The following is a 25,564-nucleotide window of genomic DNA, read 5'->3' on the forward strand; positions in this document are numbered from 1 at the left end:
CTACGGAGTTCGAAGGAGGCGGTTCCATGGAAACTGAGTGTCGCGGGCGGACGTGGCGTTTTCAAGCGGGCGGCGGGCGCGAAGGCGTGGCCCGGTTCGATGGCGGGCGAGTCACTTCCGACGGCGGCGGACTGCTGCTCAAAGAGGTTGAAGATCGCTTTCGCTTCATCGAACGCTTCGCCGGGGTGCTTCACCGACTATCGCGATCCCGACCTCCTCGAACATCCGCTCATCGATCTGCTCAAGCAGCGGATCTTCGGGCTCTGTCTGGGCTACGAGGATCTCCTGGATCACGACACGCTCCGGCACGACGCCCTGCTGGCCGTCCTGGTCGGCAAGGACGATCCGCTGCACGGCCATCAGCTCGGCCGGTTCTTTCACGGCTACTACGACGCGTACTGCTACCTGCCGCTGTACGTGTTCTGCAGCGATCATCCGCTACTGGCGCTGTTGCGTCGAGCATGACTCCGTCCCCGGCACTGCGCCTCAAACTGGCCGAGATGGAGCGGATCCACGGCAATGCCGACGGCCAGAAGCGGCAACAATCCGCCGCTGCGGAGTTGCGGGGCGTGGCGGCGTACCGGGACAACAGCCTGGAAGCCGCGGCGGCTGAGCTGCAGCAGGCCGTGCAGCTCCGCGCGGAAAACGTGCGGGCCTGGTACTACCTGGGAGGAGTCCACCGCGTGCGAGGGGAGCTTGCCGCGGCGAGAGCGGCCTATGAGCGGTGCGTGGCGACTGACGGTCATCACCATCGGGCGCTGCGGCGGTTGACAGATGGGGCATTGCCGTCGGGTACCTAGGTTTCCGATGGTCACGAGGCAGGCCGTCAGTGACAGCAGGGCCGATCGGATCCGCCAGTAACCGGCGCAGCATTCGCAGGCTCCACGGGGAGTCTGCCCTGGCAATTGCACGGACGGCGAGGGTTTCGCACTCTACGAGAATAATCCGTGGCTGTCGCGCATCGCTTTCCGAGGACCGGCCTTGCGGCCGGACGCCGCGGTCTTCCAGAAATCCTCAGGAACGTCCCTCATGAGCCGTCTCGTCCTTCTGGCTGGATTCACACTGACCTGCCTGTCATCCGCCGACCGCGCGGTCGCCGCCGACCGCCCGAACGTCCTGTTCATCGCCGTGGACGATCTGAACCACTGGGTCGGGCACCTCGGTCGCAATCCCCAGACCCGCACCCCCAACATCGACAAGCTCGCTGCGCGCGGCGTGACGTTCCGCAAAGCCTACTGCACGGCCCCGGCGTGCAATCCTTCGCGGGCCTCGCTCCTCTCCGGCCGCCGGCCTTCTTCAACCGCCGTGTATACGAACTCGGACAACTTTCTGCCGCTGATTCCAGAGTCTCAGACGTTGCCGACAACGTTCAAGAACGCCGGTTACGAAGTCCTCGGCGCAGGCAAAATCTATCACGGCGGCCTCGGTCGCGAGTCCGAATGGACAACTATCGCCAAAGACCTGGGCCGAGATCCCAAAGTTCCGGCGGGAGTGAGCGACGGCGTCGGCGGGATCAAGTTTGCTCAACTCGATTGCCGCGACGAGGATCTGGAGGACTATTGCATTGCCGACTGGAGCATCGACCAGCTTCGGAAAACGCACGACAAGCCGTTCTTCCTGGCCTGCGGATTCCATAAGCCGCACATGCCCTGGAACGTCCCCCGCAAGTACTACGACATGTTCCCGCTGGAGACGATCCAGCTTCCCCCGACGCGGGAAAATGACCTGGCCGACGTTCCGCCTCCGGGCGTGAAGATCGCCGGGCCGCAGGGGGACCACGCGAGGATGCTCGAATCGGGCCGCTGGAAGGAAGCCGTGCAGGCCTACCTGGCCACGATTGCGTACCTCGACATGAACGTGGGCCGCGTGATCAAGGCGCTCGACGAGAGTCAGCACCGCGACGATACGATCATCGTCCTCTGGGGCGATCACGGCTGGCACCTGGGCGAGAAAGAACACTGGCGCAAGTTCGCTCTCTGGGAAGAAGCCACCCGGGCGCCGCTGATGTGGGTCGCCCCGGGCGTTACGCAGGCCAGCGGCGTCTGCGACCGCACCGTCGATTTCCTGTCGATCTACCCGACCCTCTGCGATCTCTGTCAGGTCCCCGTTCCCGCGCACGTCGAAGGCCCCAGCCTCCGTCCGCTGCTGGCCGATCCCGCAGCCGCCTGGGATCGTCCTGCGCTCACCACGCACGGCTATCAGAACCACGCCGTCCGTTCGGAAAAGTGGCGCTACATCCGCTATGCGGACGGCTCCGAAGAACTGTACGATGAAACCGCCGACCCCTTCGAATGGACCAATCTTGCCAGCGCCGCGGAGCACGCCGCGACCAAAGCGGAACTCGCCCGCTGGTTCCCCAAAGTCAACGCACCGCCCGTCGGCAAGAAGAACGAAGCTCAACCCAAAGCCCGCGGCAAGAACAAGAAAAAAGCGGCGGCCAATAACTGACAACTGACAACTGACAACGGACCAATCACTATTCCTCAGCCGGATCACCTCCATGATGCTGCTTCGATGGCTTGCCAGCGGAATGTTTGCGCTGTCATTGTCTGCCCCCTTGATGTCGGAGGACGCTCCTCCGCTCGTCGCTGACAGCCCCATCGAGACTCTCTTCACCGACTTCGGCCTGCCGGACGGCCCGGCCTGGGATGGCGTCAACACGCTCTACATCCCGGACGTCAAAGGGGCGAAACTCTATCGCTACAATCCGGCGAAGAACGAACGAAGCGTCGTGCTGGAAGACTCCGGCCGGCTCAGTGCCTCGTTCTTCAATCTCGGTCGACTGTACGTCTCCGACAACGGCAACGGCCGGATTTCCGTCCTCAAGGGAAAGACGCTTGAAGTCCAGGACCAGCAGGATCCCGACGCCAAGCCGCCGATTCGACCGAACGATCTGGTCGTCGATAAGAACGGCGGCGTCTGGTACACCCTCACCGGCCAGAACCAGGTCGCCTACGTCAGCCCACAGGGTCAGCGATCCATCGGCGTGGAAGGCATCGACTCGCCCAACGGGCTGATTCTGTCTCCCGACGAAAACACGCTCTACGTGGCCGCGTACAAGCCCAAACAGATCTGGAAGTACGCCGTCACCGGTCCGGGCAAAACGGGCCCGGGCGCCTTGTTCGCCACCATGGACGACGGCCCTGAACTGGGCGCCGACGGCATGACCACCGACCGGGCCGGGAATGTCTACTGCGCCGGCGCGAAGGACGTCTGGATCTGGAGCCCCGCCGGGAAGCTGTTGCACAAGATTGTCTGCCCCACCCGTCCAATCAATTGTGCGTTCGGCGACGCGAACATGCAGAGCCTGTATATCACGGGCTTCGGCGGTCTCTATCGCCAGAAGATGAATATCTCCGGAAAACCGCCCCAGATTCCGACCGTCGCTTCCGTTCAGCCAGCCAACGAAAAGGTTCCGCCGACGGCCGTTCCCGAGACGGTACAGGCCCATCTCGACGTCGTCTATGCTCAGGAGGTTGACCGCAAACTCCTCGCCGATATCTTTGTCCCGACAACCGGCGCCGGTCCCTTCCCGGCGGTCCTCGTCGTCCACGGCGGCGGTTGGGTTCACGGCGACAAAACGAAGTTCCGCGCGATGGCTGTCTCGCTGGCCGCCTGCGGCTATGTGACCGCGGCGATCGAGTACCGCCTCGCCGGCGAAGCCCGCTTTCCCGCCGCGATTCACGACTGCAATGCGGCGACGCGATTCCTCCGCGCGGAAGCCAGGACCTACCATATCGATCCCAACCGGATCGGAGCCGTCGGAGGCTCAGCCGGCGGGCATCTCGTCGGCCTGATGGCCACCGGCTCGGACGTCCCCGAACTGCAGGGCCACGGCGGTCACCCCGATCAGTCGTCGCGACTGCAGGCGGCTGTGGTCCTGGCCGGTCCGCTGCAGATCGCGACAGGCAGCGTGGCGGAGCGTTCCCGCGCGACCGAGGGGCCGTCGTTCGCCCGCCATTTCTTCGGCGGTTCGATCGACGAGGCGCGGTCGCTGTACGAACTCGCCGATGCGTACGCCAAGATCTCGAAGGACGACCCGCCCATCCTGTTCCAGACCGGCGAGAAGGACAATCCGGCACTCAACGCCGACTCGCAGGAGAAGCTGAAAGGAGCGGGTGTCTGGACCGACCTGAAGATCTACCCGGACGGCCAGCACGGCTGCTGGAATCAGCGTCCGTGGTTCGATGCGATGCTGGGAGATATTGATGGGTTCCTGCAGGAACACTTGAAGCCGTAAACTGTCCTCGGAATCTCCGGAACTTCGCGGGCCGCGAGAGTGGATGCACTTTCGCGGCCCATTGGCATTGCCCAGCTCAGCCCGGCCACAGCCCGCGCGTGTCCGGACCGAGTCGTTTCGCTATCATTCAGTAATTCGTTCGTTTTCATCCTCCCGCATCCCGGAAAGTCCCCTTCATGCCCGAGGCCGCCCCCGTCGATAACCCCCTGCTCGCCACGACCGGCCTGCCCGATTTCGCCCGCATCGAGCCCGCTCACGTCGCCCCCGCCGTCCGGCAATTGCTCGATCAGACGGCTGCCCGGCTCGAAATTCTGGAGCAGCAGCTTCAGCCAACCTGGGAGGGAAGCCTCGGGCTGCTCGAAGAGCTCGACCGGCCGTTCGACTATGCCTGGAAACCCGTCTCCCATCTGCTCAGCGTGAAGAACTCGCCCGAACTGCGGGAAGCGTACGAAGCGGCCCTGCCCGAGATCGTCTCCTTCGGCCTGCGCGTCCGGCAGAGCGAGCCGATCTATCGGGCGCTCGTGGCGCTGCGAAACAGCCCAGGCTGGGCCGACCTGTCGTCGGCCCGCCAGCGGATCGTGACGGACCGCATCAAAGATGCCGAACTGGCCGGCATTGCTCTGGAAGGAGCCGCCAAGGAACGCTTCAACGCGATCGAGCAGGAGCTGTCGCAGCTCGGGACGCAGTTTTCGAACAATGTGCTCGATGTGACGAAGGCTTACGCCCTCGATATTACATTGCAGGCCGATGCCGAGGGCTGGCCGGCGACGCTCCGCCAGCTTGCGGCGCAGACCTGGAACAAGGCTCATCCCGACGTTGCGGTTTCCGCCACGCCGGAAGCCGGTCCCTGGCGAATCACGCTGGAAGTCCCGCTGCTCAATCCGTTCCTCGAACACTGCCGGATCCCGGACCTGCGCGAAACCCTCTACCGCGCGTTTGTCACGCGGGCTTCGCAGGAGCCGCACGACAACTCCGATCTCATCCGCCAGATTCTCCGCCTCCGCCGCGAGTCCGCTCATTTGCTGGGCTATGACAACTACGCCGAAGTCAGCCTGGCGAAGAAAATGGCGCCGAGCGTGGCGGCGATTCAGGAGATGTTCGAGCGGCTGCGCGTCGCCGCGTGGCCAGCCGGGCAGCGCGATCTGGAAGATTTGAAGCAGCTCCGTCGCGAACGGGGCGAAGGGGACCAGCTTCAGCTCTGGGATCTCGCCTTCTACGCCGAGCGGCTGCGCGAGCAGCGGTTCGCCTTCACCGACGAAGAACTTCGGCCCTACTTCCCGTTCGAACGGGTACTTGCCGGGCTGTTCTCGCTCTGCGAGCGGCTGTTCGGCATCCGGATTCAGCATGTTCCCGCCGGAGTTTCCGTCTGGCATCCCGACGTACGGTATTACCGCGTCGACGACGAATCCGGTCGCGAGATCGCCGGCTTCTACCTCGATCCCTACTCGCGTCCCGAGAATAAGCGGAGCGGGGCCTGGATGAACGACTGCCTGGGACGTCGGCGCATCGGCGGCACGCTTCAGTTGCCGGTCGCCCACCTGGTCTGCAATCAGACGCCTCCGGTCGGCGGTCGTCCAGCCCTGATGACATTTCGCGAGGCCGAGACGCTGTTCCACGAGATGGGTCACGGCCTGCAGCACATGCTGACGAAGGTCGACGAGGCCGACGCTGCGGGGATCAACGGCATCGAGTGGGACGCCGTCGAACTCCCGAGCCAGTTCATGGAAAACTGGTGTTACCACCGGCCGACATTGATGGGGATGACCGGTCACTTCGAGACCGGCGCGCCACTCCCCGAGGAACTATTCCAGAAACTCTGCGCCGCCCGGACTTACCGGGCCGGTTCGATGATTCTGCGGCAACTCCTGTTCGGCATGGTCGATCTGGAACTGCACACCACGTTTGATCCGGACGGGACCGAGACCGTCTTCGACGTCAACCGGCGTCTCGCCCAGAAAACAAGCGTCTTGCCGCCGCTGCCGGAGGATCGCTTCCTCTGTTCATTCCAGCACATTTTCGCCGGGGGCTACGCGGCCGGTTACTACAGTTACAAGTGGGCGGAGATTCTCAGCGCCGATGCGTTCGGCGCGTTTGAAGACGCCGGGCTCGACAATGAGGAAGCGGTGCGCCAGACGGGCCGCAAGTTCCGTGATACGGTCCTCTCACTGGGGGGGAGCCGGCATCCGATGGACGTCTTCCGCGACTTCCGCGGCCGCGATCCGCAGGTCGAAGCGCTGCTCCGCCAGGCCGGTCTGCTGGAGCCGGCATGACCGCGAAACGGGCACGCGATCCCTCGCCCCGGGTGGCACGCCCTGAGTCCGCGAAGGGCGAGTCTTCCGATTCGTCGCTCACGTCCATCGGCCGAACCGAACGACTCGTTCTGGCAATCATTCTGCTGGTGGGCGTCGGTCTGCGACTGGGAGATCTTTCGCGTTCTGCAGTGGAGCATTTCGACGAGGCCGTTTATGCCTCGAATCTGCTGTTTGGACCGGAGTCGGGCTACGAGTGGCCGGGGCGGCAGTTCTTTGCGCCGCCGCTGTTGCCGCTGGTGATCGAATGGTTCGACATCGCGGGCCTGATGGTGTTCGGTTCTCTGCCGGTCTGGTGGCCTCTGCTGCCGTCGTGGCTGTGCGGCGTCGTCACGATCCCCAGTCTGTGGTGGATCGGCCGCCGCTGGTTCAGCCCCGCGGCCGGGCTGACGGCTGCGGGAATTGTGGCCGTCAGCGGCATTCACAGTGCCTACGGCGCTTCGGCGCTGACCGATGTCCCGCTGACACTCGCCGTGCTCTGGGGCGCGTACTGGTTCTGGAAAGCGCTGGTCACGGGCTCGTCGCGTGATGCCGTCATCGCCGGACTGATCACGGCGATCGCCTGGTGGACCAAGTACAACGGCTGGCTGGTGCTGGCGATTGGGATCTCGGGCGGAATGGCGGCTCAACTCGTCCTGCCGCCAGGCCAGCGTCGATTCGGATTCTGGGTGCGGACTTCGCTGATGGCCACCATCGTCGCCGTCGTCGCCTGGTCCCCCGTCGGGTGGTGGGACGCCGCCAAAGTCGGCGGCTACGACAAAATCGCGGCGAACCATCAAGGCTACGTGCACGGCCTCGATCAATGGCCGGCCGCGGCCGTGCAGCAGCTCTCGGCGATTGCCAGTTACGATCAGATCTGGATCTGTTTCGGACTGGCGCTGGCGTTGCTCGGAGCTTTCGTGATTGGCCGGGTTCGGTTCATTCCAGCAGCCTTGGCTGGCGGGCTCATTGTCTGGACGCTGATCGGGAGCGGCGTTCTTGCGGCGATTTCGATTCCGCTCGGCCTGGCCGCGATTCCTGCGTTGTGGAGGGACAGCCGGAACGCAGCAGAGACCAGCGCCGGCTCGGTCGCTCCCGCAGCTCTGACTGCGTGGTGCCTCGTTTTCGCCGCGGTGCTGGGACTCACCCTTTCCACGCCATTCTATCGCCCTTACCCACGCCTGATGCTCCCCTGGCTTGAGTTTGCCGCCCTGCTTTGGGGCGGGCTGCTGGCCCGAGGAGTTTCGCGGACAGCAGTCATCGGCGTCCGTTCGAGATGGGTGATTGCGATTCCCATTCTCCTAGCGGCGGCGATCGGCGGAGCATTGAGGATCGCCCAGTTGTCCGGCTGGCCCGGCGAGAACCGCTTCGCCGCCGTCGAGTCCGCCGGACGAATCGCCCGGACCCTGCGCGACCAGAACGCCGGTCAGAATCCCGTCACGTTCCTCACCGGCGACCCAGCCCTGTTCCACCAGCTTCTCCGCCGGCAGAACTTCGCCACGGCGCAGGTCAACGACCTGAAATTCCTCAATCAGCCCCCGCCGGCCCCCGTCTATCTGGTCATGGGCTACATGGCCGGGCGGGACGAGACGTTTCAGAACGCCTGGAAACCGGTCGCCGACCGCTTCGAACTGGTCGACGAGTTCGAAGTTCATCCCAGCCGGATCGTGCTGTTTGACTTCGATGCGCCGGCCACGTTCGCCGCCCATCCGGAGCGGAAAACCATGACGCAGCGGGTTTACCGGCTAAAAGAGTAGACTTCGCTTTGGGGAAGTCCCGGTGCTCGAACAGACCGGGGCATCGCGAAGATGTTCCGGAATTCCAGCGCCGGGCGCGCCGCCCAGAACTGACGTACTCGGCGACATTGGTTCGTTTTTTGGGGACTGAAGAAGCGGTGCAGATGATCTTCGACCCCGGAGGGGTCAAAACGGTGGGCGGTCAGCGACTTGTGAACGTGAGTCAGCGTGGGCCACGGGCGGCTCGCCCACGCGTGCAGTTTTGCCATACATCAGCACTGGCAGCAAACTGCCAGTAGGACACGACGGCCCGATCCGGCTTTTCTGGCTCTCGACTCTCGTCTCGCGACTCATCAAATCTGCACGTGCGCAAGTGCATCGACAGGCGACATCACGTAGCCGACGTAAAACGGCCCGAACTCGGCGTACTTCGCGGAAGCCTGGTCGAACCGCATCGTGTAGACGATTTCCTTGATGTACTCCGGCGTCCGTCCCCACAGCGTGACGCCCCACTCCCAGTCGTCCAGCCCGGTGGAAGCGGTGATGAGCTGGCTCACCTTGCCCGCAAACTTGATCCCGCTCGTCGCGTGCTCCGCCATCAGCGAGGACCGCTTGCTGAACGGCTCCATGTACCAGTTCGCCAGCGGATGGCGGATCTTGTTCATGGGGTAGAAACAGTGGACCGGCCAGGGCGGGAAGTCCGGGCAGAGCCGCTGCTTGTTCATCATCGGCAACCGCTGTCCGTACTGATTCATCCGGGCCTCGAACGCCTGGCTCCCGGGAACCAGGCCGTCGTGCTTCAGCTTCTCGCCGTACTGCTCGACCGTCGGCACGTACTCGGAAACTTCCGTAATGGAAACGAACGAATACGTCGGCTCCAGCACCGTTCCCAGCGGGCTCGAACGGAGCGCCTGGCAGATGCCGTCGATTCGTAGCGGATTCGGGTCCATGATCATCAGCCCCAGGTCCGCCTTGTGACCCGAGACGACGAACGTCTGAATTCGTGTCGGTGCGCCCGGACGTTCGGGATCGAGCAGATGGGCGACGGTTTCCCGGCCCGCCGCTCGCTCCTCTTCAGAAAGCTGCGCGAGCGCCGCTGCGTTGATCCGGTAATAAATATGCAGGCAGTGCCAGCCCTCGCTCAGTTCGATCGAAGGAGGCGGCAACTCTTGCGAAGCGTGACCGGGATGACTCATGGGAACCAGGACTCTCTGAACGGGATCAATCGTGATGACGGGGCGCTCGTCAGCAACGGCGGCCTATTGTTCGTCGTCTTCGGCGTATTCGACCTTCGGGTAACCGGTCCAGCCGAGGGGCTTGGCGGCCATAGTCATTTCGCCCCGCTCCAGCAGGCCGAGGACCATCTGGACCGTCATATTGGTGATGAACTCTTTCTGCAACCGGGCGACGATCTGCGGGTCGACCATGTTCGCGCCAGGCCCCGCTTCGCCTTCAAGAAACTTTCGTTTCTGATCGAAGACCGCCCAGTAGATCGTCCGGGCATGGTGCTTGGCGCCGTCGCGCACCTTGGTCGCATTCCCCCCCTTCGCCCGCTGACCGTTGACCCGGTACAGATCCTTGCGCTCGAAAATGATCGCCAGCACGTTCCAGTCTTTGGAACCGAATAAGCCCATCGCTGCGGTCCTCGGTCGCGGGGAGTAGGATCTCCCTGCATTTGTAACGCGCCGCAGTTCGATTCGCCATCCGCGCGCCGGTCCGTCAATGTCACTGGGTGCAGTCGGTATTTGGTCGTCCACAGGTGTTGACGCCCGCCCGCGCAATCCCCGTACGATGGACGTCCACGTCCGTCGTGATCGTCGGCGGCACGGCCTGATCCACGCGGCCGACGGACGAGGACGTCCGTCGTACATCGGAGGCCTCTTCGTCGAACCTCGGTCTGATGCCGAGCAATCCGCCGGTCGCGGACTTTCCACCACCATTAACCGACGACACTCAGTGCCGCCGGGGGCCTCCCGTTCAGACTGCCGATTCTGGTTCGCATTTTCGACAGAATTCCCTGTTAACATACCGCAAACTCTCCCGCAGGAGCCCTCCGTGCTGCACCAGTTTCTCCCGACTCACTACCACCACGCCCTCGGACCGTACGCCCCCGTCCTGACCGTCCGGCCGGGCGATTCGATCGCCACCACAACCGTCGACGCCCGCGGCTTCGATCAGCGCCGGGAACAGGTCTGTCCCCGCGGCAATCCCATGACCGGGCCGTTCTTTGTTGAGACCGCCGAACCAGGCGATACGCTCGTCGTCCGCCTCGACCGCATCGTCCCCAGCCGTTCCTACGGCTGGTGCGGCTCGTCCGTGGCCCCGAATGTCGTCGATCCGGTATACGTCCGCGAACTCCCCGAGGCCCCGCTCGCGGAATGGAACGTCGACGCCGTCGCGGGAACTGCGAAACTGATCGGTCCCCCCTCGCGGCTGCAGGATCTGACGATCCCGATCGAACCAATGCTGGGCTGCTTCGGCGTGGCGCCGCCCCGGAAGCAGGCCATTTCCACGGCGACCAGCGCCGAGCACGGCGGCAACATGGACTATCGCGGCTTCGTCGCCGGAACGACGGTCTATTTCCCGGTCTTCGAGCCCGGCGCTCTGTTTTTCCTCGGAGACGGCCACGCCGCACAGGGGTGCGGAGAAATCGTCGGCAGCGGAATCGAAATCTCGATGGACGTCCAGGTCACCCTCGACGTCCTCAAGGGACACGCCATCGGCTGGCCCCGGGGCGAAAATGCGGAACACATCTTCACGGTCGGCAACGCCCGGCCCCTCGACCAGTGCGTCCAGCACGCCACCACCGAAATGCTCCGCTGGCTGCAGCAGGACTACGGCCTCGACCCCCTCGGCGCCAATCTCCTGCTGGCCCAGTGCGTCCGCTACGACCTGGGCAACGTCTTCGATCCAGCTTTCACCATGGTCTGCCGGCTGGCGAAACGCTGGCTTCCCGCTGCATGAGGCCCCGGTGGAGAACCGACCGGCGGATTGTGCCGCAGCAGCCCTCGTTCGGGCAAAGTTCCTGCAATTCCGCTCCGGCGGCCCCAAAGTCGCCACAGAGTCGTATTGACGGTCTTCCCGCAGTGTGCAGAATACGCCCGCTTCCTGTCACCTGACCCGGGATGGCACACTGACTACGCGTCGAGGATCGACCAGTCTGCTGCCTGTACCCCTATTTTGCCGTTCGGCCATGCAAAGGAGTGCCTCAGCCGTGAAACAAGCTCTTCTGTCGGCAGCCGCGGTCGCCGTCCTGTCCGGCGTCCTCGCCTTCCCCGCCACTGCCTTCGGGCAGGCGGCCCGTCCGGCCGCTGGCGGCGCAGCCGCTGCGGCCAAGCTTCCGCATCAGGTTGGCCTGATCGACATGGCCTACGTCTTCAAGAACTACAAAAAGTTCGACGAGCTCCGTCTCGATCTCAAGAGCGAGATCGAAGGGGGCGAGGCCAAGATGAAGGCGATGGTCGAGGAGATCCAGCAGATCCAGGCGACCATGAAGACCTTCGCCGAAGGCAGCGACAAGTTCACCGCCGCCGAGAAGATGCTCGCCGGCAAGTCGGCCGAAGCCGAAGCCTTCCGCCGCAGCATGCAGCGCGACTTCCTCAAGAAGGAATCGCAGATCTATCACACGGTCTACCTCGAAGTCTCCGACGCCGTGAAGCGGTATGCCGAGCACTTCCAGTACACCCTGGTGATCCGCTTCACCCGCGAAGACCTCAACACCGAAAACCCACAGGAACTGATCCAGGGGATGAATCGTCAGGTGGTTTACCACCGCGGCGATGACGACATCACGTTGTCGGTCGTCGAATTCCTCAATCGCAACTACGAGAAGTCTTCGGGCGGAGCGAGCCGTCCGGCTCCGACGTCCGCCACCCGTCCCGCCCCGGCCGGCGCCGGCGCCCCGCGCTAGTCGACCTCGAGCTTCAGCGACTTCTGGTCAGGCACTCGGCCGGTCCCGGATCTCTCCGGGACCGGCTTTTCGCCGATCGGGTCCCCGGCTCGAAATCACCGGCATCGATTCTGAAACAGTGCGTCTTTCAGCCTTGTCCCCACTCCCGCTGTCTTCAGTGGGAGAGCGCCAGGGTGAGGGTTTTCGAAGTGGTCGGAGTGCCGTCCACAGAGAAAAGCCGGCGCGCCTCGCATTCGACGCTGGTGATAGCCGACCGGCCTGTATCCGCTCAGTTCCCTGCAGTCCCGACTCACCCAATTTCGACCGTCGATCCAGACTCACTGCGCCGCCTTCCGGGAGATCCCCCATGTCGGTCCGCGTTCAACGCACGCTGGCGCAATCCGCCGAGGTCCACGGCATCGGCTTCTTCACCGGAGCGGATGTCAAACTGCGATTCCTCCCCGCCCCGGAGAACCACGGCATCGCGTTTCAGCGAGTCGACCTTCCCGGCACACAGCCGATTCCCGCACGCCTCGACTTCGTGGTCCCCCGACAACGCCGGACCGCGATCTCGCTCGGCGACGCGACCGTCGAAATGATCGAACATACGATGGCGGCCCTCGCCGGACTGCAGATCGACAACTGCCTGGTGCAGCTCGACGCCCCCGAGCCGCCCGGCGGAGACGGCAGCAGCCTGCACTTCGTCCACGAGCTGCTCGAAGCCGGAATTGTCGAGCAATCCGCCCCGCAACCCCTGCTCGTGATTCAGCACGAGTCCCGCACCGGTTCCGAAGCCGCCGACTGTCAGGTCGTCGCCGCTCCGATTCCGCGCCGGCTCCTCGCGATCACGTACGAACTCGACTACGGCCCCCGCTCCCCGATCCGCCCGCAGGTCCTGACAATCGAGTTCAGCCCGGAACTGTTCGTCGCCGGCCTGGCCTTCGCCCGGACTTTCGTTCTGGAGCAGGAAGTGCAGGCCCTGAAAGCTCAGGGTTACGGCACGCGCGTCACCGAAAAGGACCTGTTGATCTTCGGCCCGGATGGCCCCATCGGCAACGAACTGCGGGCGACGGACGAGTGTGTCCGGCACAAGATCCTGGACTGCATCGGCGATTTCGCACTCCTCGGCTGCGACCTGCAGGGCCACATCCGGGCTTACCGCTCGGGCCACGCGATGAATCACGCCATCTGCCGAGAAATCCTCGCCAGCCAGGCGGAAGTCGCCGTCCGGGCGGCATGACGAGAGGGCGGACAGCAGAAAGCGGCTGACTCTTTGGGGCGACGGAGTGTATGCCGGCCGCGGCCGGCACGGCCATCTAAGCTCCCCGGAGCGTCGCCTGCGGGGTTTGGCGCTGCTCTGGAACTTCCGCCCGTTTGCCCCCCGCAGCGACCGACTGCGCCCCCGCGACAGCCCGGCCCATCGGCTCAATGGCAAACGCGACCGCGAACGCTGGCTTCACAACCTGATGGCCTCCTCCTCTCTGATGGGCGACAGAAACCAAACACCTGCAATCCGGGTCGAGCCAGGGAAGCTGAAGGCGGAATGCCAAATCACCGGCCACGATCGTGAGGCGCGCCGGACAGTGTCTGGATTTGGAATGCCGCTCGCTTTTCCAAGTATTCGCAGTGAAAGCCGGCTGTGTTTCGTAACGTCTTGTTGTGCAGACACTTGCGATGGCGTTTCGTAATCGCGATCGGTGACTTAGAGCAGGAGAATTCTCGGCGCCGTCTTTCACGACTGACCACTGACGACGGACCATTCACTCCGCCCGTCGATCAGACGGGCCGAGCCGGCTTCAATGTCACCCGCGGGGAAAGAGACGCGACGTACAGGCTTCAGAACAAGGCCCCGGCTCCACTGGCTGCGTCTTCGCCATCTTCGGACTTGGCCGGCGCAGCAGATCCTCTTCGTCGCCGGCTGGCCCCTTCGCTCGTCGAGAGCGTGGACGAGGCGTCGAACGCTTCGGTCAGTGGTTTCCCTTCCGCATCGAAGCCGGTCAGGAGTTCGATCTTCTGCTCAGCCGATTCGAGCAGCGCGTAGCAGGAGCGGAGCAGACCGATGCCGCGTTCGAACTGCTGCAGCGACTCCTCCAGACCCTGCGAACCCTCTTCCAGGCTCTGTACGATCTGCTGCAGCTCGGCGAGCGAATCTTCGAATCCGGGTGCTTCGTCGTCGGTGACTTTGCGCTTGGCCATGAGGAAACTTCGTCTTTGATGGGATCTGCGTAGGGTCCGATGTGCGGACCGGAACAGGTTTTGACTGCCGCATTCCAGAGTAAGGAAACGGTCCGCTACGGCTTCGGCATACCGCGTTTCCAGTCGGCGATCCAGAGCTGGCTGCTGCCGTCGGGCGTCCGCGTACTGGTCCACATGAGCTTTGTGCCGTCCGGACTGAAGACCGGCAGAATGTCCGCCGTGGTGCTGAACGTGACCTGGTTCACGGCTCCCCCCTTAAAGTCCGTGTCGGTCCAATCGGTTTCCATGGTGAACAGGTTGAAGTGGGCCCCCATCGGGCCGCGCGAGTAGTCGGCCCGCGCCCAGATCAGGTATTTCCCGCTCGGGTGGAAGTAGGGGCACCAGTTGACCTCGTTGTCGTTGCTGGTGAGCTGCACTTCCGTCTTGCCGTCGACCGACACTGCAAAGAGCTGCAGCATGTGCTCCTTGTGACGGTCGCTGCGGAAGATCACCCATTTGTTATCGGGCGAGAAGAACGGGCCGCCGTCGTAACCCGGCGCGTTGGTGATCTGCCGCACGTTGGCGCCGTCCGCGTCCATGATGTAGATGTCCGCGTCGCCATCCCGGCTCGACGTGAAGACAATGTGCTTGCCGTCCGACGAGAAGCTCCCTTCCGCGTCGTAGCCGGGGGTGTCAGTCAGCCGCCGCAATCCAGTTCCGTCGACGCCGATGACGTAGAGGTCCATGTGCGGATCGAAGTCCCACTGGTAGCGCTTCCGCCCGCCCGCGGCGGCCTCGTCGCGGGCCTTCTTTTCCGTCTGCTCGATCTCCGGATCGGTATGGCTGGAGGCGAACAGGATCTGTTTCGCATCGGGCGAGAAATACGCGCAGGTCGTTCGTCCGCGCCCGGTGCTGACCAGCCGCGGTTCCTTGCCGTCGAGCGGCTGGACGTAGATCTGATAGAACGGATAACCGATGGGATACGCCTGGTAGACGATCGATTTGCCGTCGGGTGAGAAGTACCCTTCGCCGGCCCGCGGCAGGCCGAACGTCACCTGGCGGATGTTTTCCAGGCTCTTCGCTTCCGCCGCGGCGTCGGTTTCCACCGTTCGGACGGGCTGAGCCGTTGCGACAGCCGCCAGCGTGACGGCCAGACCGAAAGTCGATATTGAGAGCATCTGTTCAAGCTCCGGAAGAATTCTGGTCCCGCTCCGCATAACGGGCGGCACCCTCAGTTTAACCGCTGTGGTCGGAAGTCGGCATCCTCGCGAACCGTCTTCTCTGGCTTTCCGCTTTTCGCCGGAAGCTTTCCGCTTCCTGCTCTCCCTCTTGCGTTCGCAGGGGAAATCTCCGATATAATTCGAAGAGACCGCCCGATTTTCCCGCCCGCCGCCGAAAGCCTGCCATGCTCACTCTCTCCGGCCCCCGGATGCGCTACTGCGACCGCGTCAGTCGGCGGTCGTTTCTGCAGGTCGGCGGACTTGCTCTCGGCGGCCTGACGCTGCCGCAGTTGCTGCGGGCGGAGTCCGCTGGCGGAGCGGTCGGCCGGCACAAGTCGGTGATCATGGTCTACCTGTCGGGCGGCCTGGCCCACCAGGACACGTTCGACCTGAAGCCCGAGGCTCCGGCCGAGGTCCGCGGCGAATTCAAACCGATCGACACCTCGGTTCCAGGCCTGCAGGTCTGCGAGCTGCTGCCGCGCATGGCGAAAGTCATGGACCGCTGCACGCTGGTGCGGTCTGTCGTGGGCCAGCGCGACGAGCACTCCAGCTTTCAGAATCTGACCGGCTATACGATGGGTGAGACCCAGCGGGATGGTCGGCCGAACTTCGGGTCGTTGGCGGCGCGGGTTCTTGGCCCGACGCATCCGGTGGTGCCGCCGTTCGTCGACCTGTTCCCCACGATGCAGCACCGACCCTACAACAGCACGGGGGCGGGCTACCTGGGCCCGGCGTTCAATCAGATCCGCGCCGACGGCGAAGACGTCGCCAGCATGAAACTGCGGTACGTCGAGCACGCCAAGTTCTCGGATCGCCGCCGACTGCTCGAACAGATCGACCGCTTTCGACGGACCGTCGACGATGCGGACATCGACGCGATGGACGAAAGCTATCACCGGGCGTTCGATGTGCTGACGTCTTCGCGCGTCGTGGAAGCCCTGGATCTCGAGAAGGAGGACCCGAAGCTCCGCGACCGTTATGGGCGGGGTTCGGCGAAGCATCTGGGGGACGGCGCTCCGATGTGGAACGATCAGTTGCTGATCGCCCGCCGTCTCGTGGAAGCGGGGGTTCGCGTCGTGACGGTCGCGTATGGCTTCTGGGACACGCACGGCAACAACTTCGGGCACATGAAGGCTCACCTGCCGACCTTTGACGCCGGGATCTCGTCGCTGATCGAAGACCTGCACGAGCGCGGTCTCGAACGCGACTGCAGCGTGATCGTCTGGGGCGAGTTCGGACGGACGCCGAAGATCAACAAGGACGCAGGACGCGATCACTGGGCTCCGGTCCAGGCGGCGCTGCTGGCGGGGGGCGGAGTTTCAGGCGGGCGCGTCGTCGGAGCGACCGACAAGACGGCGGCGTACGCGGCGGAAAGGCCGATCGATTACCGGGAAATCCTGGCGTCGGTTTATCACCGGCTGGGCGTCGATCCGCACGAGTTCGTTCGCGACGCCAATGACCGCCCGGTCACGGCGCTGCCGGAAGATTTTCGTCCGGTGCGGGATCTGATCTGAATGGGCAGTGGCTGCCGATGGTGACGCTACGCGATCTCGACGGCGGGTTCGTCCTCGATCGGCAGGACATCGACGCCGACCGACAGCGCGTGCCGCCCGCCGCCGATGTAAACGCCCCGCAGGGGGGGGACGTCGTCGTAGTCTCGGCCCCAGGCGATGGTAATGTGTTCGGTGTCGGGGAACACGTTATTGGTGGGGTCGAGATCGACCCAGCCCAGCGTGCCGCAGTAGATCGACAGCCAGGCGTGCGACGCATCGGCGCCGACGAGACGGGGCTGCCCGGCGGCCGGGTACGTTCGCAAGTAGCCGCTGACGTAGCGGGCGGCGAGCCCCAGCGACCGCAGCGCGGCGATTTCGACGTGCGCGAAGTCCTGGCAGACGCCGCGGCGCATTTCAAACACTTCGTCGACCGTCGAGTGCACGTGGGTGGCCCGTGAGTCGAATTTGAATTCGCGGTGAATTCGCGAGGTCAGATCGGCGATGGCAGCCAGCATCGGCCGGCCGGCGGGAAACGATGTGCGGGCGTAGTCGGCCAGCTTGGGGGAGATACGCACTCGCGGCGATTCGTAGGCGAATTCGCAGGCGAAGAGATCCGACTCGGTCGGTCGCGAGGTGAGGTTCTCGAGGACCTCCTCCCACGGGGGGCTCGGATCGTTGGCGGCGCGGCCGTGCGGCGTCAGGTGCACGTCGCTGACGGCGGTCACCTTGAGGGTGTCGTAGCCCTGGTTGAATGAAAAAACGGAGACGTCGTTTCCGAAGTAGTCCGACCGCAGGGTCTGGATCGCCGGGGCGGGCAGAATGTGGAGCTCGTGCGATCGGCAGATCTGATAGCGCAGCCGCCGGGGACGCAGTCGGGCTTCGTTGTGACAGACCGAGACCGGTTCGTCGCCCGAGTAGGTCGTGGTGTGAGTGACGCGATAGCGCATCAGCGTCCCTCCGAGTCGGTAATCTGCCTGGGTGCTCCGGAATGGACCAGGTATTTGCGGGTCAGAGTGTCGGAGAGCGTGCGGAGCTGGTGCTCCAGATCGGTGAGGACCCGCTCGACTTCGAGGGGCGGGGAATCGGTAAGTTGTTCGGGGGTCAGCATCCGCACGTCGTGGACGGCGGCCATCGCCAGCCGTTTCTCTTCGGTCCGCAGGGGCGCGACAAGATCGCGCGGCAGCATGTCGACGTGATCGGCGAGCGTGACGACCTGGAAGGCGACCGAATGGGGATTCGTCTCGTCCGTCACCGCCAGATCGAGGACCGCGTTCTGCTGGACATTGTCGAGATAGCGCGAACGATAGGTCATGCGGCAGTCCAGGATCTCCAGCAGAACTCGAAGGACGGCTTTGTCGGCGACCTTGCCGGTCTGCAGCGTGCTCACGATCAGACTGGCGGTGATGCGGCCGCGCTCGATCCGCCGGCCCATGTCGAGCAGTCTCCAGGCGGGGCCGCGAATCATGCCGTCCTGAATCAGTCCGCTGACGGCGGCGAGGTCGACCATCAACTGATTGAGGGCGCCGTAGGCATCGGCGAGGTCGACGCGCCGTCGTCCGCCCGCAGTCTGGAAGATCGTGGTGATGTGATGAATCGTCCGCCAGGTATCGGGCGAGAGCCAGTCCCGGGCCAGCGAGGCCAGTCGTTTCATCTCGGAAATCGCCGCGGCGAGGCCCCGCGGCTCGGCGGGATCGAAGATGACTTTGGGGAGATTTTCCGTCAGCTCGGGCAACTGTTCGTCGAGGCCGTCGACGGCGAAGCCGGGTTCGATCTGACCCTGGTCGGCGAGAGCCCGGATCAGCACGGGGAGTTCCGGCCAGTCCTCTTCGGACTCTGCCGTGAGGCGGTCGACGACCGGTCGCAGCAGACGGCAGAGGAAGTCGGCCCGGTCGAGCGATTGTCCCAGCCAGAAGAGATCGTCGGCGACCCGGCTGGGGAATGCGGCGCCAGTGCGGCGGAGGGGCACCGGTTGATCGTCCGGTTCCAGCAGCGTTACGTGTTCGATGGGACCGTCCGACAGGACCCACAGGTCTTTGCTGCCGAGACCTGCGGTGATCGACAGCTCCATGGGGGCCGTGGTTGTAGCGACGCGAATCAGGCCGCCGGGCATGATGCTGTAGCTGTGCGGCGAGTCGGCGACCAGGAAGACGCGGAGGGCCAGGTGTCCGCAGTGGATGCCGCCGTCCGACCAGACGGGAGACGCCGAACGATGGACGGTTTCCTGGGCGATGAAGGCGTGGGGGCGGGCGATGATCCTTGCCCGCAGTTCCGCGAGGCGGCCGGCGCTCAGCGAACCCGGCAGAATCTCTTCGCCGCCGCTCTTCTGATAGGCGGGTTTGATGACCAGCGAATTCAGATTGTCGAGGACGTATTGCCGCTGCTGCGGGTCCCCGCACCACCAGGTCGGGACCGATGGCAGGTGGAGGTCTTCCCCGGTGAAACGTCGGCACAACTCCGGCAGAAACGCCATGAAGACTGGCGTTTCGATCAGGCCGCAGCCGGGCGTGTTGGCGATGGCCACATGGCCCTTGCGGACCGCCTGCAGAATTCCCGGGATGCCATGCGGTGCGGAGCCGCCGAGTTCCAGCGGATCGATCTGAGCCTCGGCCCCCCGGGAATAGATGACGTCGACCGGCAGCAGCCCCCCCAGGGTCTTGAGATAGACGCGGTCCTCGCGGACGGCCAGGTCGCCGCCCTCGACCAGCGTCAGATTGAGATACCGGGCGAGATAAATGTCCTCGAAGTACAGCGGGTGTCTGGGGCCCGGCGTGAGGAGCACGACGCGCAGGTTCTCCGACGGTCGCGATCCGCGCTGCTTGAGCGCGTTCAGGAGGCGGACGAAGAACGGCGCCAGTCGCTGGACTCCGACGCGATGCATCACCTGCGGCATGGCCCGCGAGGTGACGATTCGGTTTTCCAGGGCGAACGCGGCTCCGGGGGGGGCTTCGGAGCGGTCGGCCATCACCTGCCAGCCGCCATCCGGGAGTCGGGCGAGTTCGGCCGAGTAGAGCGTCAGGGCCTGCTCCGTCGACGGTCGCAAGTGGTGGAACGCGCGGACGAAGCCCGGATGGGCGTAGACGGCTTCGGGAGGGAGCCAGCGGTCTTTCAGAAGCTTCTGCGGTCCGTGGAGGTCGCGGATCACTGCGTCCAGGAGTTTGGCTCGCTGATCGAGCGCCCGTTCGACCCGGTCCCATTCTTCGCCCGCAACGATGGCGGGGAGCAGGTCGAGTCGCCAGGGCCGTTGCGACTCGCCGCCGTCTCCGAAGACGTTGTAGGTGACGCCGTTCTGTTTCAGGACTCGATCGGCCTGGATCGTCCGTTGCGTCAGCTCGTCGGGGCTGACGTTCCGGAAGGCCTCCAGGAAGCGGTTCCAGTGCGGTCGTGGCGAACGGTCGGCCTGGAAGACTTCGTCATAGACCCACGGCGGCGGGGCATAGTCCTGCAGCGAAACAGTCGATGGTGTCGCCACAGAGGCCATAGTGGTTCAAAGTTGAGCCAGAGGGATGAAAACGACCGAGGGAACGCACGATACACGAAATCGCAGAACAGGTCCCGGTCGCGCACCGCTTCTCATCCGCCGGACGGTCCCTGTTCGACGCTCATCTCTCGATACCCCGATTAGACGCGGCGCAGGTCGAGCGTGCAAGGATAGTCCGGATGGACAGGGACCGTCTGAGGGGTGATTCCGCCTGCCGTATGGCCGAATCTGTAGAATCGCGCCGCCCGGCGGCTTTCCGCTTCCAGTGAATTGACGGGATAGAGACCCGGATTCAGCCCGCCCGGATGGTCGATGTGGTATCGGCAGCCCCCCATTGATCGTCCGTGGACCCGGTCGACAATGTCGAACACCAGCGGCGTGTGAACCGGGATGGTCGGGTGCAGACAGCTCGGCGGCTGCCAGGCCCGATACCGCAGCCCGGCGACGTATTCGCCAGTCTGCCCGGTGGCCTGCCAGGGGAGTTCGACGCCATTCACGACGACCGCGTATCGGTCGGAGAACATTCCCGTCACTCGGACCTGCATCCGTTCGACGGAGGAGTCGACATACCGGGCGGTTCCGCCGCGACCGGCCTCTTCGCCCAGCACGTACCACGGCTCGATCGCCTGCCGCAGCTCGAGTCGGACCCCCTGATGTTCGACGTCGCCCACCAGAGGGCAGCGGAACTCGACGTGCGTCGCAAACCACGAATTTTCAAACGCGAACCCGGCGCTCTGCAGGTCGCCGATCACCGACTTCAGGTCTTCTTTCAGGTAGTGCGGCAGCAGGAACCTGTCGTGAATCGTCGTCCCCCAGCGAATCGGGTTTACGCGGTACGGCGTTTCCCAGAACCAGGCGACCAGCGCCCGCACCAGGAGCTGCTGAGTCAGGCTCATCCGGGAGTGGGGGGGCATCTCGAACCCGCGCAGTTCCACCAGTCCCAGACGCCCGGTGGCGTGATCCGGGGAATAGAGCTTGTCGATGCAGATCTCCGCCCGATGCGTATTCCCCGTCAGATCGACCAGCAGATTGCGGAAGATCCGATCGACCAGCCACGGCGGAACATGACCGTGATCCGGAATCTGGTCGAACGCGATCTGCAGCTCATAGAGCGCATCCCGCCGACCTTCATCGACCCGCGGCGCCTGACTCGTCGGACCGACGAACTGCCCGGAAAACAGGTAGGACAAGGCCGGGTGATTGTTCCAGTAGCCGATCAGACTCCGCAGAACATCCGGCCGCCGGAGGAACGGACTGTCGGCCGGCGTCGCGCCGCCGAGGACGATGTGGTTCCCGCCCCCCGTCCCGGAGTGCTTGCCATCGAGATCGAACTTCTCGGTTCCCAGCCTCGCTTCACGGGCCTCCTCGTAAACGCCGGTGGTGATGTCTTTCAGCTCGTCCCAGGAGTGAGCCGGATGAATGTTGACTTCGATGACTCCCGGGTCTGGCGTGACCTTCATCACGTTCAGCCGGTCGTCGTGAGGGGGCAGGTAGCCTTCGATCACGACCGGCTGCTGCAGTGATTCCGCGGTCTCTTCAATCGTCGCCACGAGGTGCAGATAATCTTCCAGAGAAGTGACCGGCGGCATGAACACGTGCAAGCGGCCGTTGCGCGGCTCGACGCACACAGCCGTCCGCACCATGCCCGGCGACGACAGCGGCGGCTGGTGACGCTCTTCGCGCTTGTGACCGTTCTCCGGGGCCTCGTGCGACTGTGTCTCGATCGTCACTTCCGACTCGATTTCCCGCATGGCTCGGGCCGCCCGGCGGATTTCCACATAGCCGGGAAGCGGCAGCCGCCCGGCAAACGGATCGATCGCGTACACCGTCCGGCTGTCCCGGCTCCCTCCCGCCGGCAGCGAGTCCAGCGGCAGGCGCAGCCCGATCGGCGAATCCCCCGGGATCAGAAACAGACGCTCCGACCGGAACGGCCAGGGACCGCTGATCCATTCCGGCTTCGCCTGCCACCACGCCCGCGTCAGCGGCAGAACGTAGCCGGAGACGCGGCTGAGGCCCTTCTCAATCGTCTGCGCCAGCCGGCGGCGTTCCTCGTCGGCATCCAGATCGAAGTCCCGCGGGTCGACGTCGACGGGGAGCTTCTGTTCCTGTTCGATGACGTTCCAGACGTCTTCATGGGCCGGTCGAATCCACTTCGCCCCGACCCCCAGGCGTTCGGAGAACTCGACGAGAAACTCTTCGGCGGCCTGGCAGGTGACGCCGGTCGGCGCGGAAAGCTCGGCCAGCAGCTCCGGATTCTGCCAGATCGGTTCGCCGTCCTTGCGCCAGAAACAACTGTAGGCCCAGCGGGGGAGCGACTCGCCGGGATACCATTTTCCCTGGCCAAAGTGGAGCAGCGCGCCGCGCGAGAATCGCGACTGCAGCCGGCGAATCAGCACGTCCGACAGGTGCTGCTTCATCGCGCCGACGGCTCCCGTATTCCATTCCTCGCCCTCCATGTCGTCGATCGAAACGAAAGTCGGTTCTCCCCCCATCGTCAGCCGGACGTCGTGCTGATCCAGCCTCGCGTCGACCGCATGCCCGACCGCGTCGATGGCGGACCATTCTTCTTCGCTGTACGGCTTTGTGACGCGCGGGTCCTCGTGAATCCGCGTGACGCTCATCTCAAAGTCGAACTCGACCTCGCAGGGATCGAGCAGGCCGCTGATCGGCGCCGCCGTCTGAGGCACGGGCGTCGCGGCCAGCGGAATGTGCCCCTCGCCGGTCATCAGCCCCGATGTCGGGTCGAGTCCGATCCACCCGGCCCCGGGCAGAAAGACTTCGGTCCAGGCGTGCAGATCCGTGAAGTCCTGCGTCGGCCCCACGGGGCCTTCAATTGGCTTCAGGTCCGGAGCGAGCTGAATCAGGTAGCCCGAAACGAACCGGGCCGCCAGACCAAAGTGCCGCAGGAGCTGCACCAGCAGCCACGCCGAATCCCGACACGACCCCGATCGCTTCGTCAGCGTCTCTTCGGGGGTCTGAACGCCGGGCTCCATCCGGATCAGGTACTTGATTTCTCGCTGCAACCGGGCGTTCAAGTCGACCAGGAACGAAATCGTTCGGCGGGGAGTGACGTTGACGGTTCTCAAATACTCCGAGAAGTGGGGGCCGCCCCCCAGTCGTTCGAGAAAGGGACGGAGATCCCGGGACAAATCATCGTCGTACTCGAACGGGTAGTGTTCGGCATCCTCCTCGACGAAGAAATCGAAGGGATTGATGACCGTCATATTGGCGACCAGATCGACGGCGATCCGCAGGATGCTGGTCTGCTTCTGAAACACGAATCGCGCCAGGAAGTTCCCGTGCGGATCCTGCTGCCAGTTGAGGAAGTATTCCGTCGGATCGACCTGCAGGGAATAACTGTCGATCGGCGTCCGGGAATGGGGCGCCGGACGCAGCCGGACGATATGCGGACCGAGCGTAATCAGCCGGTCGAAGCGATACTCGGTCACATGATGCAGAGCGACACGGATGGTCATGGATCACCGGTTGTGGAATTTGAATCAGCGTAAAACTGGACAGTGAGGTGCCGATTCAGCAGCTCCGTTTCCAACCGGACCGGCCCTCGAGGCGCAACACCTGCGCAGTTTTCATGCGAATGTACCATGCAACTGCCGCGCCGGATTCGCCAACGCAGGAATCGGCTGAGTTTCAAGTGCCTGCAGATCGGGCGACTGCCTGAAAACTGTGCAGTCTCCGCCGGGCGACCTTGCAGAGTCTGGGATTGCGCGTGTGGCGGCGTGAACCGGCCCTCGCCATTTCCCGTCCGTCCCGGTTCAATATCAGGCTGAAAACGAATCGATTCGCGCTTGATCCGGGAAGTTCGCTGCCATGCCGCTGGAATACGCCCTTGAGCCGGATCTGCCGGTGCAGGAGTTCATCGATCTGCTGAGTCGCTCGACCCTTGCCGAACGTCGACCGGTGTCGGATCCGATACGAATCGGCCGCATGCTGCGGGAAGCCGATCTGATTGTGACGGCGCGATCGGACGGGCTGCTGGTCGGAGTCTCGCGGGCGCTCAGCGACTTTTCCTTCTGCACCTACTTGTCGGACCTGGCGGTCGATGAGGCCTTTCAGCGGCAGGGGATCGGCCAGGAACTGATCCGCCGGACCCGCGAAGCCGGCGGCCCGGACGCCATGCTGATCCTGCTCGCCGCGCCGAAGGCCCGCGAGTATTATCCACATATCGGATTTACGCCACATGATTCCTGCTGGTACCTGCCCCGCCAGTCGGACTGAGTTTCCGGAGACGATTCCAATGATTCGCGCGATGGTTTCGCTGGTTTTCGTGTCGCTGCTCGGGGCGGCGACGTTCGCTCAGGACAAGAGCGTGAAGCCGGGGATCAACAAGAGCTTCGAGAACGCCAAAGTCCCGGAGTTCGTTGAGCGCTTTGAGAAGGAAGGCCGGGACGTCTACGACAATCGCAAGAAGATCGTCGACGCCTGCGAGATTAAGCCGGGGACGATCCTTGCCGATATCGGCGCCGGGACCGGTCTGTTCACGCGGATGTTTTCTCCGCTCGTCGGACCGGAGGGGACGGTGTACGCAGTCGACATCACCGAGTCGTTCGTCCGGCACGTCGAAGAGTCGGCGAAACAGGACAAGCTCGAAAATATCGTCGGGGTCGTCTGCAAGGCGGATTCCGCCGAACTGCCGCCGGCGTCCATCGATGTCGCATTCATTTGCGACACCTACCATCACTTCGAGTATCCGCAAAAGACAATGCGGTCGATTCATCGGGCCCTGAAGCCGGGCGGTCAGGTGATCCTGATCGACTTCCGCCGGATCGAGGGGGAGAGCACGGAATGGACCTTGGACCATGTGCGGGCAGGGCAGGAGGTCTTTACGAGAGAAGTCGTCAGCGCCGGCTTCCGCCAGATCGACGAGAAGCAGGACCTGCTGCAAGAGTCGTACTTCGTGCGGTTCCAGAAGGTTGATTGAAGAGAGGATCTCTCGCGGAAGAAATGTCGAATTGAAGAGGCTTATTGCTGATCGCCAGAACCGAAGTCTCCTCCTGTCTGGCGATCTGCGATGAGCGATTCGCGAT

The 25,564-nt window shown here is 64.1% G+C and carries 19 protein-coding genes and 1 pseudogene; 12 read left to right on the plus strand and 8 right to left on the minus strand.

The window, feature by feature from the left end:
• Positions 1 to 26 precede the first annotated feature (26 nt).
• The 6 genes and pseudogenes from SH412_RS27605 to SH412_RS27630 all read left to right on the plus strand — a co-directional run.
• Positions 27 to 462, plus strand: a pseudogene (locus tag SH412_RS27605) (transposase); the annotation flags it as partial.
• Positions 462 to 800, plus strand: coding sequence for a tetratricopeptide repeat protein (locus SH412_RS27610; protein WP_336521265.1), 339 nt, complete (start codon positions 462 to 464; stop codon positions 798 to 800). The pseudogene SH412_RS27605 and the gene SH412_RS27610, both read left to right, overlap by 1 nt.
• A 229-nt stretch (positions 801 to 1,029) precedes the next feature.
• A complete protein-coding gene (locus SH412_RS27615) occupies positions 1,030 to 2,448 on the plus strand; it encodes a sulfatase (RefSeq protein WP_336521266.1) in 1,419 nt (472 codons plus the stop codon).
• 52 nt (positions 2,449 to 2,500) lie between these two features.
• On the plus strand, positions 2,501 to 4,240 hold the full coding sequence (locus tag SH412_RS27620) for an SMP-30/gluconolactonase/LRE family protein (protein ID WP_336521267.1): 1,740 nt from the start codon (positions 2,501 to 2,503) through the stop codon (positions 4,238 to 4,240).
• Between the two features lie 176 nt (positions 4,241 to 4,416).
• Complete coding sequence (locus SH412_RS27625; protein WP_336521268.1) at positions 4,417 to 6,510, plus strand: M3 family metallopeptidase; 2,094 nt, start codon at positions 4,417 to 4,419, stop codon at positions 6,508 to 6,510.
• A complete protein-coding gene (locus tag SH412_RS27630; RefSeq protein WP_336521269.1) occupies positions 6,507 to 8,285 on the plus strand; it encodes an ArnT family glycosyltransferase in 1,779 nt (592 codons plus the stop codon). The genes SH412_RS27625 and SH412_RS27630 overlap by 4 nt, the downstream gene beginning before the upstream one ends.
• A gap of 332 nt (positions 8,286 to 8,617) precedes the next feature.
• On the opposite strand, the gene hemQ is transcribed toward SH412_RS27630, so the two are convergent.
• Both hemQ and SH412_RS27640 read right to left on the minus strand, forming a co-directional pair.
• Positions 8,618 to 9,460 carry a hydrogen peroxide-dependent heme synthase gene (gene hemQ, locus SH412_RS27635; RefSeq protein ID WP_336521270.1) on the minus strand — a complete coding sequence of 281 codons (843 nt, stop codon included), beginning with the start codon at positions 9,458 to 9,460 and terminating at the stop codon, positions 8,618 to 8,620.
• Positions 9,461 to 9,523: 63 nt separating this feature from the next.
• Complete coding sequence (locus SH412_RS27640; RefSeq protein ID WP_336521271.1) at positions 9,524 to 9,898, minus strand: hypothetical protein; 375 nt, start codon at positions 9,896 to 9,898, stop codon at positions 9,524 to 9,526.
• Positions 9,899 to 10,319: 421 nt separating this feature from the next.
• Between SH412_RS27640 and SH412_RS27645 the strand changes: the two genes are divergently transcribed.
• The 3 genes from SH412_RS27645 (at position 10,320) to SH412_RS27655 (ending at position 13,393) form a co-directional block, all read left to right on the plus strand.
• On the plus strand, positions 10,320 to 11,228 hold the full coding sequence (locus tag SH412_RS27645) for an acetamidase/formamidase family protein (RefSeq protein ID WP_336521272.1): 909 nt from the start codon (positions 10,320 to 10,322) through the stop codon (positions 11,226 to 11,228).
• A gap of 250 nt (positions 11,229 to 11,478) precedes the next feature.
• Positions 11,479 to 12,174: an OmpH/Skp family outer membrane protein gene (locus tag SH412_RS27650; RefSeq protein WP_336521273.1), complete on the plus strand. Its 696-nt coding sequence runs from the start codon at positions 11,479 to 11,481 to the stop codon at positions 12,172 to 12,174.
• 346 nt (positions 12,175 to 12,520) lie between these two features.
• Positions 12,521 to 13,393 (plus strand): UDP-3-O-acyl-N-acetylglucosamine deacetylase, encoded by an 873-nt coding sequence (locus tag SH412_RS27655; protein WP_336521274.1) that lies wholly within the window; start codon positions 12,521 to 12,523, stop codon positions 13,391 to 13,393.
• A 76-nt stretch (positions 13,394 to 13,469) separates the two neighbouring features.
• On the opposite strand, the gene SH412_RS27660 is transcribed toward SH412_RS27655, so the two are convergent.
• The 3 genes from SH412_RS27660 to SH412_RS27670 all read right to left on the minus strand — a co-directional run bounded on the left by SH412_RS27660 (position 13,470) and on the right by SH412_RS27670 (position 15,506).
• Complete coding sequence (locus tag SH412_RS27660; RefSeq protein ID WP_336521275.1) at positions 13,470 to 13,613, minus strand: hypothetical protein; 144 nt, start codon at positions 13,611 to 13,613, stop codon at positions 13,470 to 13,472.
• 376 nt (positions 13,614 to 13,989) lie between these two features.
• Positions 13,990 to 14,349: an exodeoxyribonuclease VII small subunit gene (locus SH412_RS27665; protein ID WP_336521276.1), complete on the minus strand. Its 360-nt coding sequence runs from the start codon at positions 14,347 to 14,349 to the stop codon at positions 13,990 to 13,992.
• Between the two features lie 95 nt (positions 14,350 to 14,444).
• A complete protein-coding gene (locus SH412_RS27670; RefSeq protein ID WP_336521277.1) occupies positions 14,445 to 15,506 on the minus strand; it encodes a DPP IV N-terminal domain-containing protein in 1,062 nt (353 codons plus the stop codon).
• A gap of 227 nt (positions 15,507 to 15,733) precedes the next feature.
• Between SH412_RS27670 and SH412_RS27675 the strand changes: the two genes are divergently transcribed.
• A complete protein-coding gene (locus tag SH412_RS27675) occupies positions 15,734 to 17,062 on the plus strand; it encodes a DUF1501 domain-containing protein (protein ID WP_336521278.1) in 1,329 nt (442 codons plus the stop codon).
• Between the two features lie 26 nt (positions 17,063 to 17,088).
• Here SH412_RS27675 and SH412_RS27680 read toward each other — a convergent pair whose 3' ends face one another.
• The 3 genes from SH412_RS27680 to SH412_RS27690 form a co-directional block, all read right to left on the minus strand.
• A complete protein-coding gene (locus SH412_RS27680; RefSeq protein ID WP_336521279.1) occupies positions 17,089 to 17,988 on the minus strand; it encodes a transglutaminase family protein in 900 nt (299 codons plus the stop codon).
• Positions 17,988 to 20,519: a circularly permuted type 2 ATP-grasp protein gene (locus SH412_RS27685; protein WP_336521280.1), complete on the minus strand. Its 2,532-nt coding sequence runs from the start codon at positions 20,517 to 20,519 to the stop codon at positions 17,988 to 17,990. The genes SH412_RS27680 and SH412_RS27685 overlap by 1 nt, the downstream gene beginning before the upstream one ends.
• 140 nt (positions 20,520 to 20,659) lie before the next feature.
• The gene (locus SH412_RS27690; protein WP_336521281.1) at positions 20,660 to 23,995 is read right to left on the minus strand and encodes a transglutaminase family protein; all 3,336 of its coding nucleotides are present in this window, start codon (positions 23,993 to 23,995) and stop codon (positions 20,660 to 20,662) included.
• Positions 23,996 to 24,347: 352 nt separating this feature from the next.
• Between SH412_RS27690 and SH412_RS27695 the strand changes: the two genes are divergently transcribed.
• Together SH412_RS27695 and SH412_RS27700 are read left to right on the plus strand one after the other, a co-directional pair.
• Positions 24,348 to 24,755, plus strand: a complete 408-nt coding sequence (locus tag SH412_RS27695; protein ID WP_336521282.1) for a GNAT family N-acetyltransferase — start codon at positions 24,348 to 24,350, stop codon at positions 24,753 to 24,755.
• A 19-nt stretch (positions 24,756 to 24,774) separates the two neighbouring features.
• Positions 24,775 to 25,458 (plus strand): class I SAM-dependent methyltransferase, encoded by a 684-nt coding sequence (locus SH412_RS27700; protein ID WP_336521283.1) that lies wholly within the window; start codon positions 24,775 to 24,777, stop codon positions 25,456 to 25,458.
• Positions 25,459 to 25,564 lie beyond the last annotated feature (106 nt).

It is taken from the genome of Planctellipticum variicoloris (genome assembly GCF_030622045.1).
Classification (GTDB): Bacteria; Planctomycetota; Planctomycetia; order Planctomycetales; family Planctomycetaceae; genus Planctellipticum; species Planctellipticum variicoloris.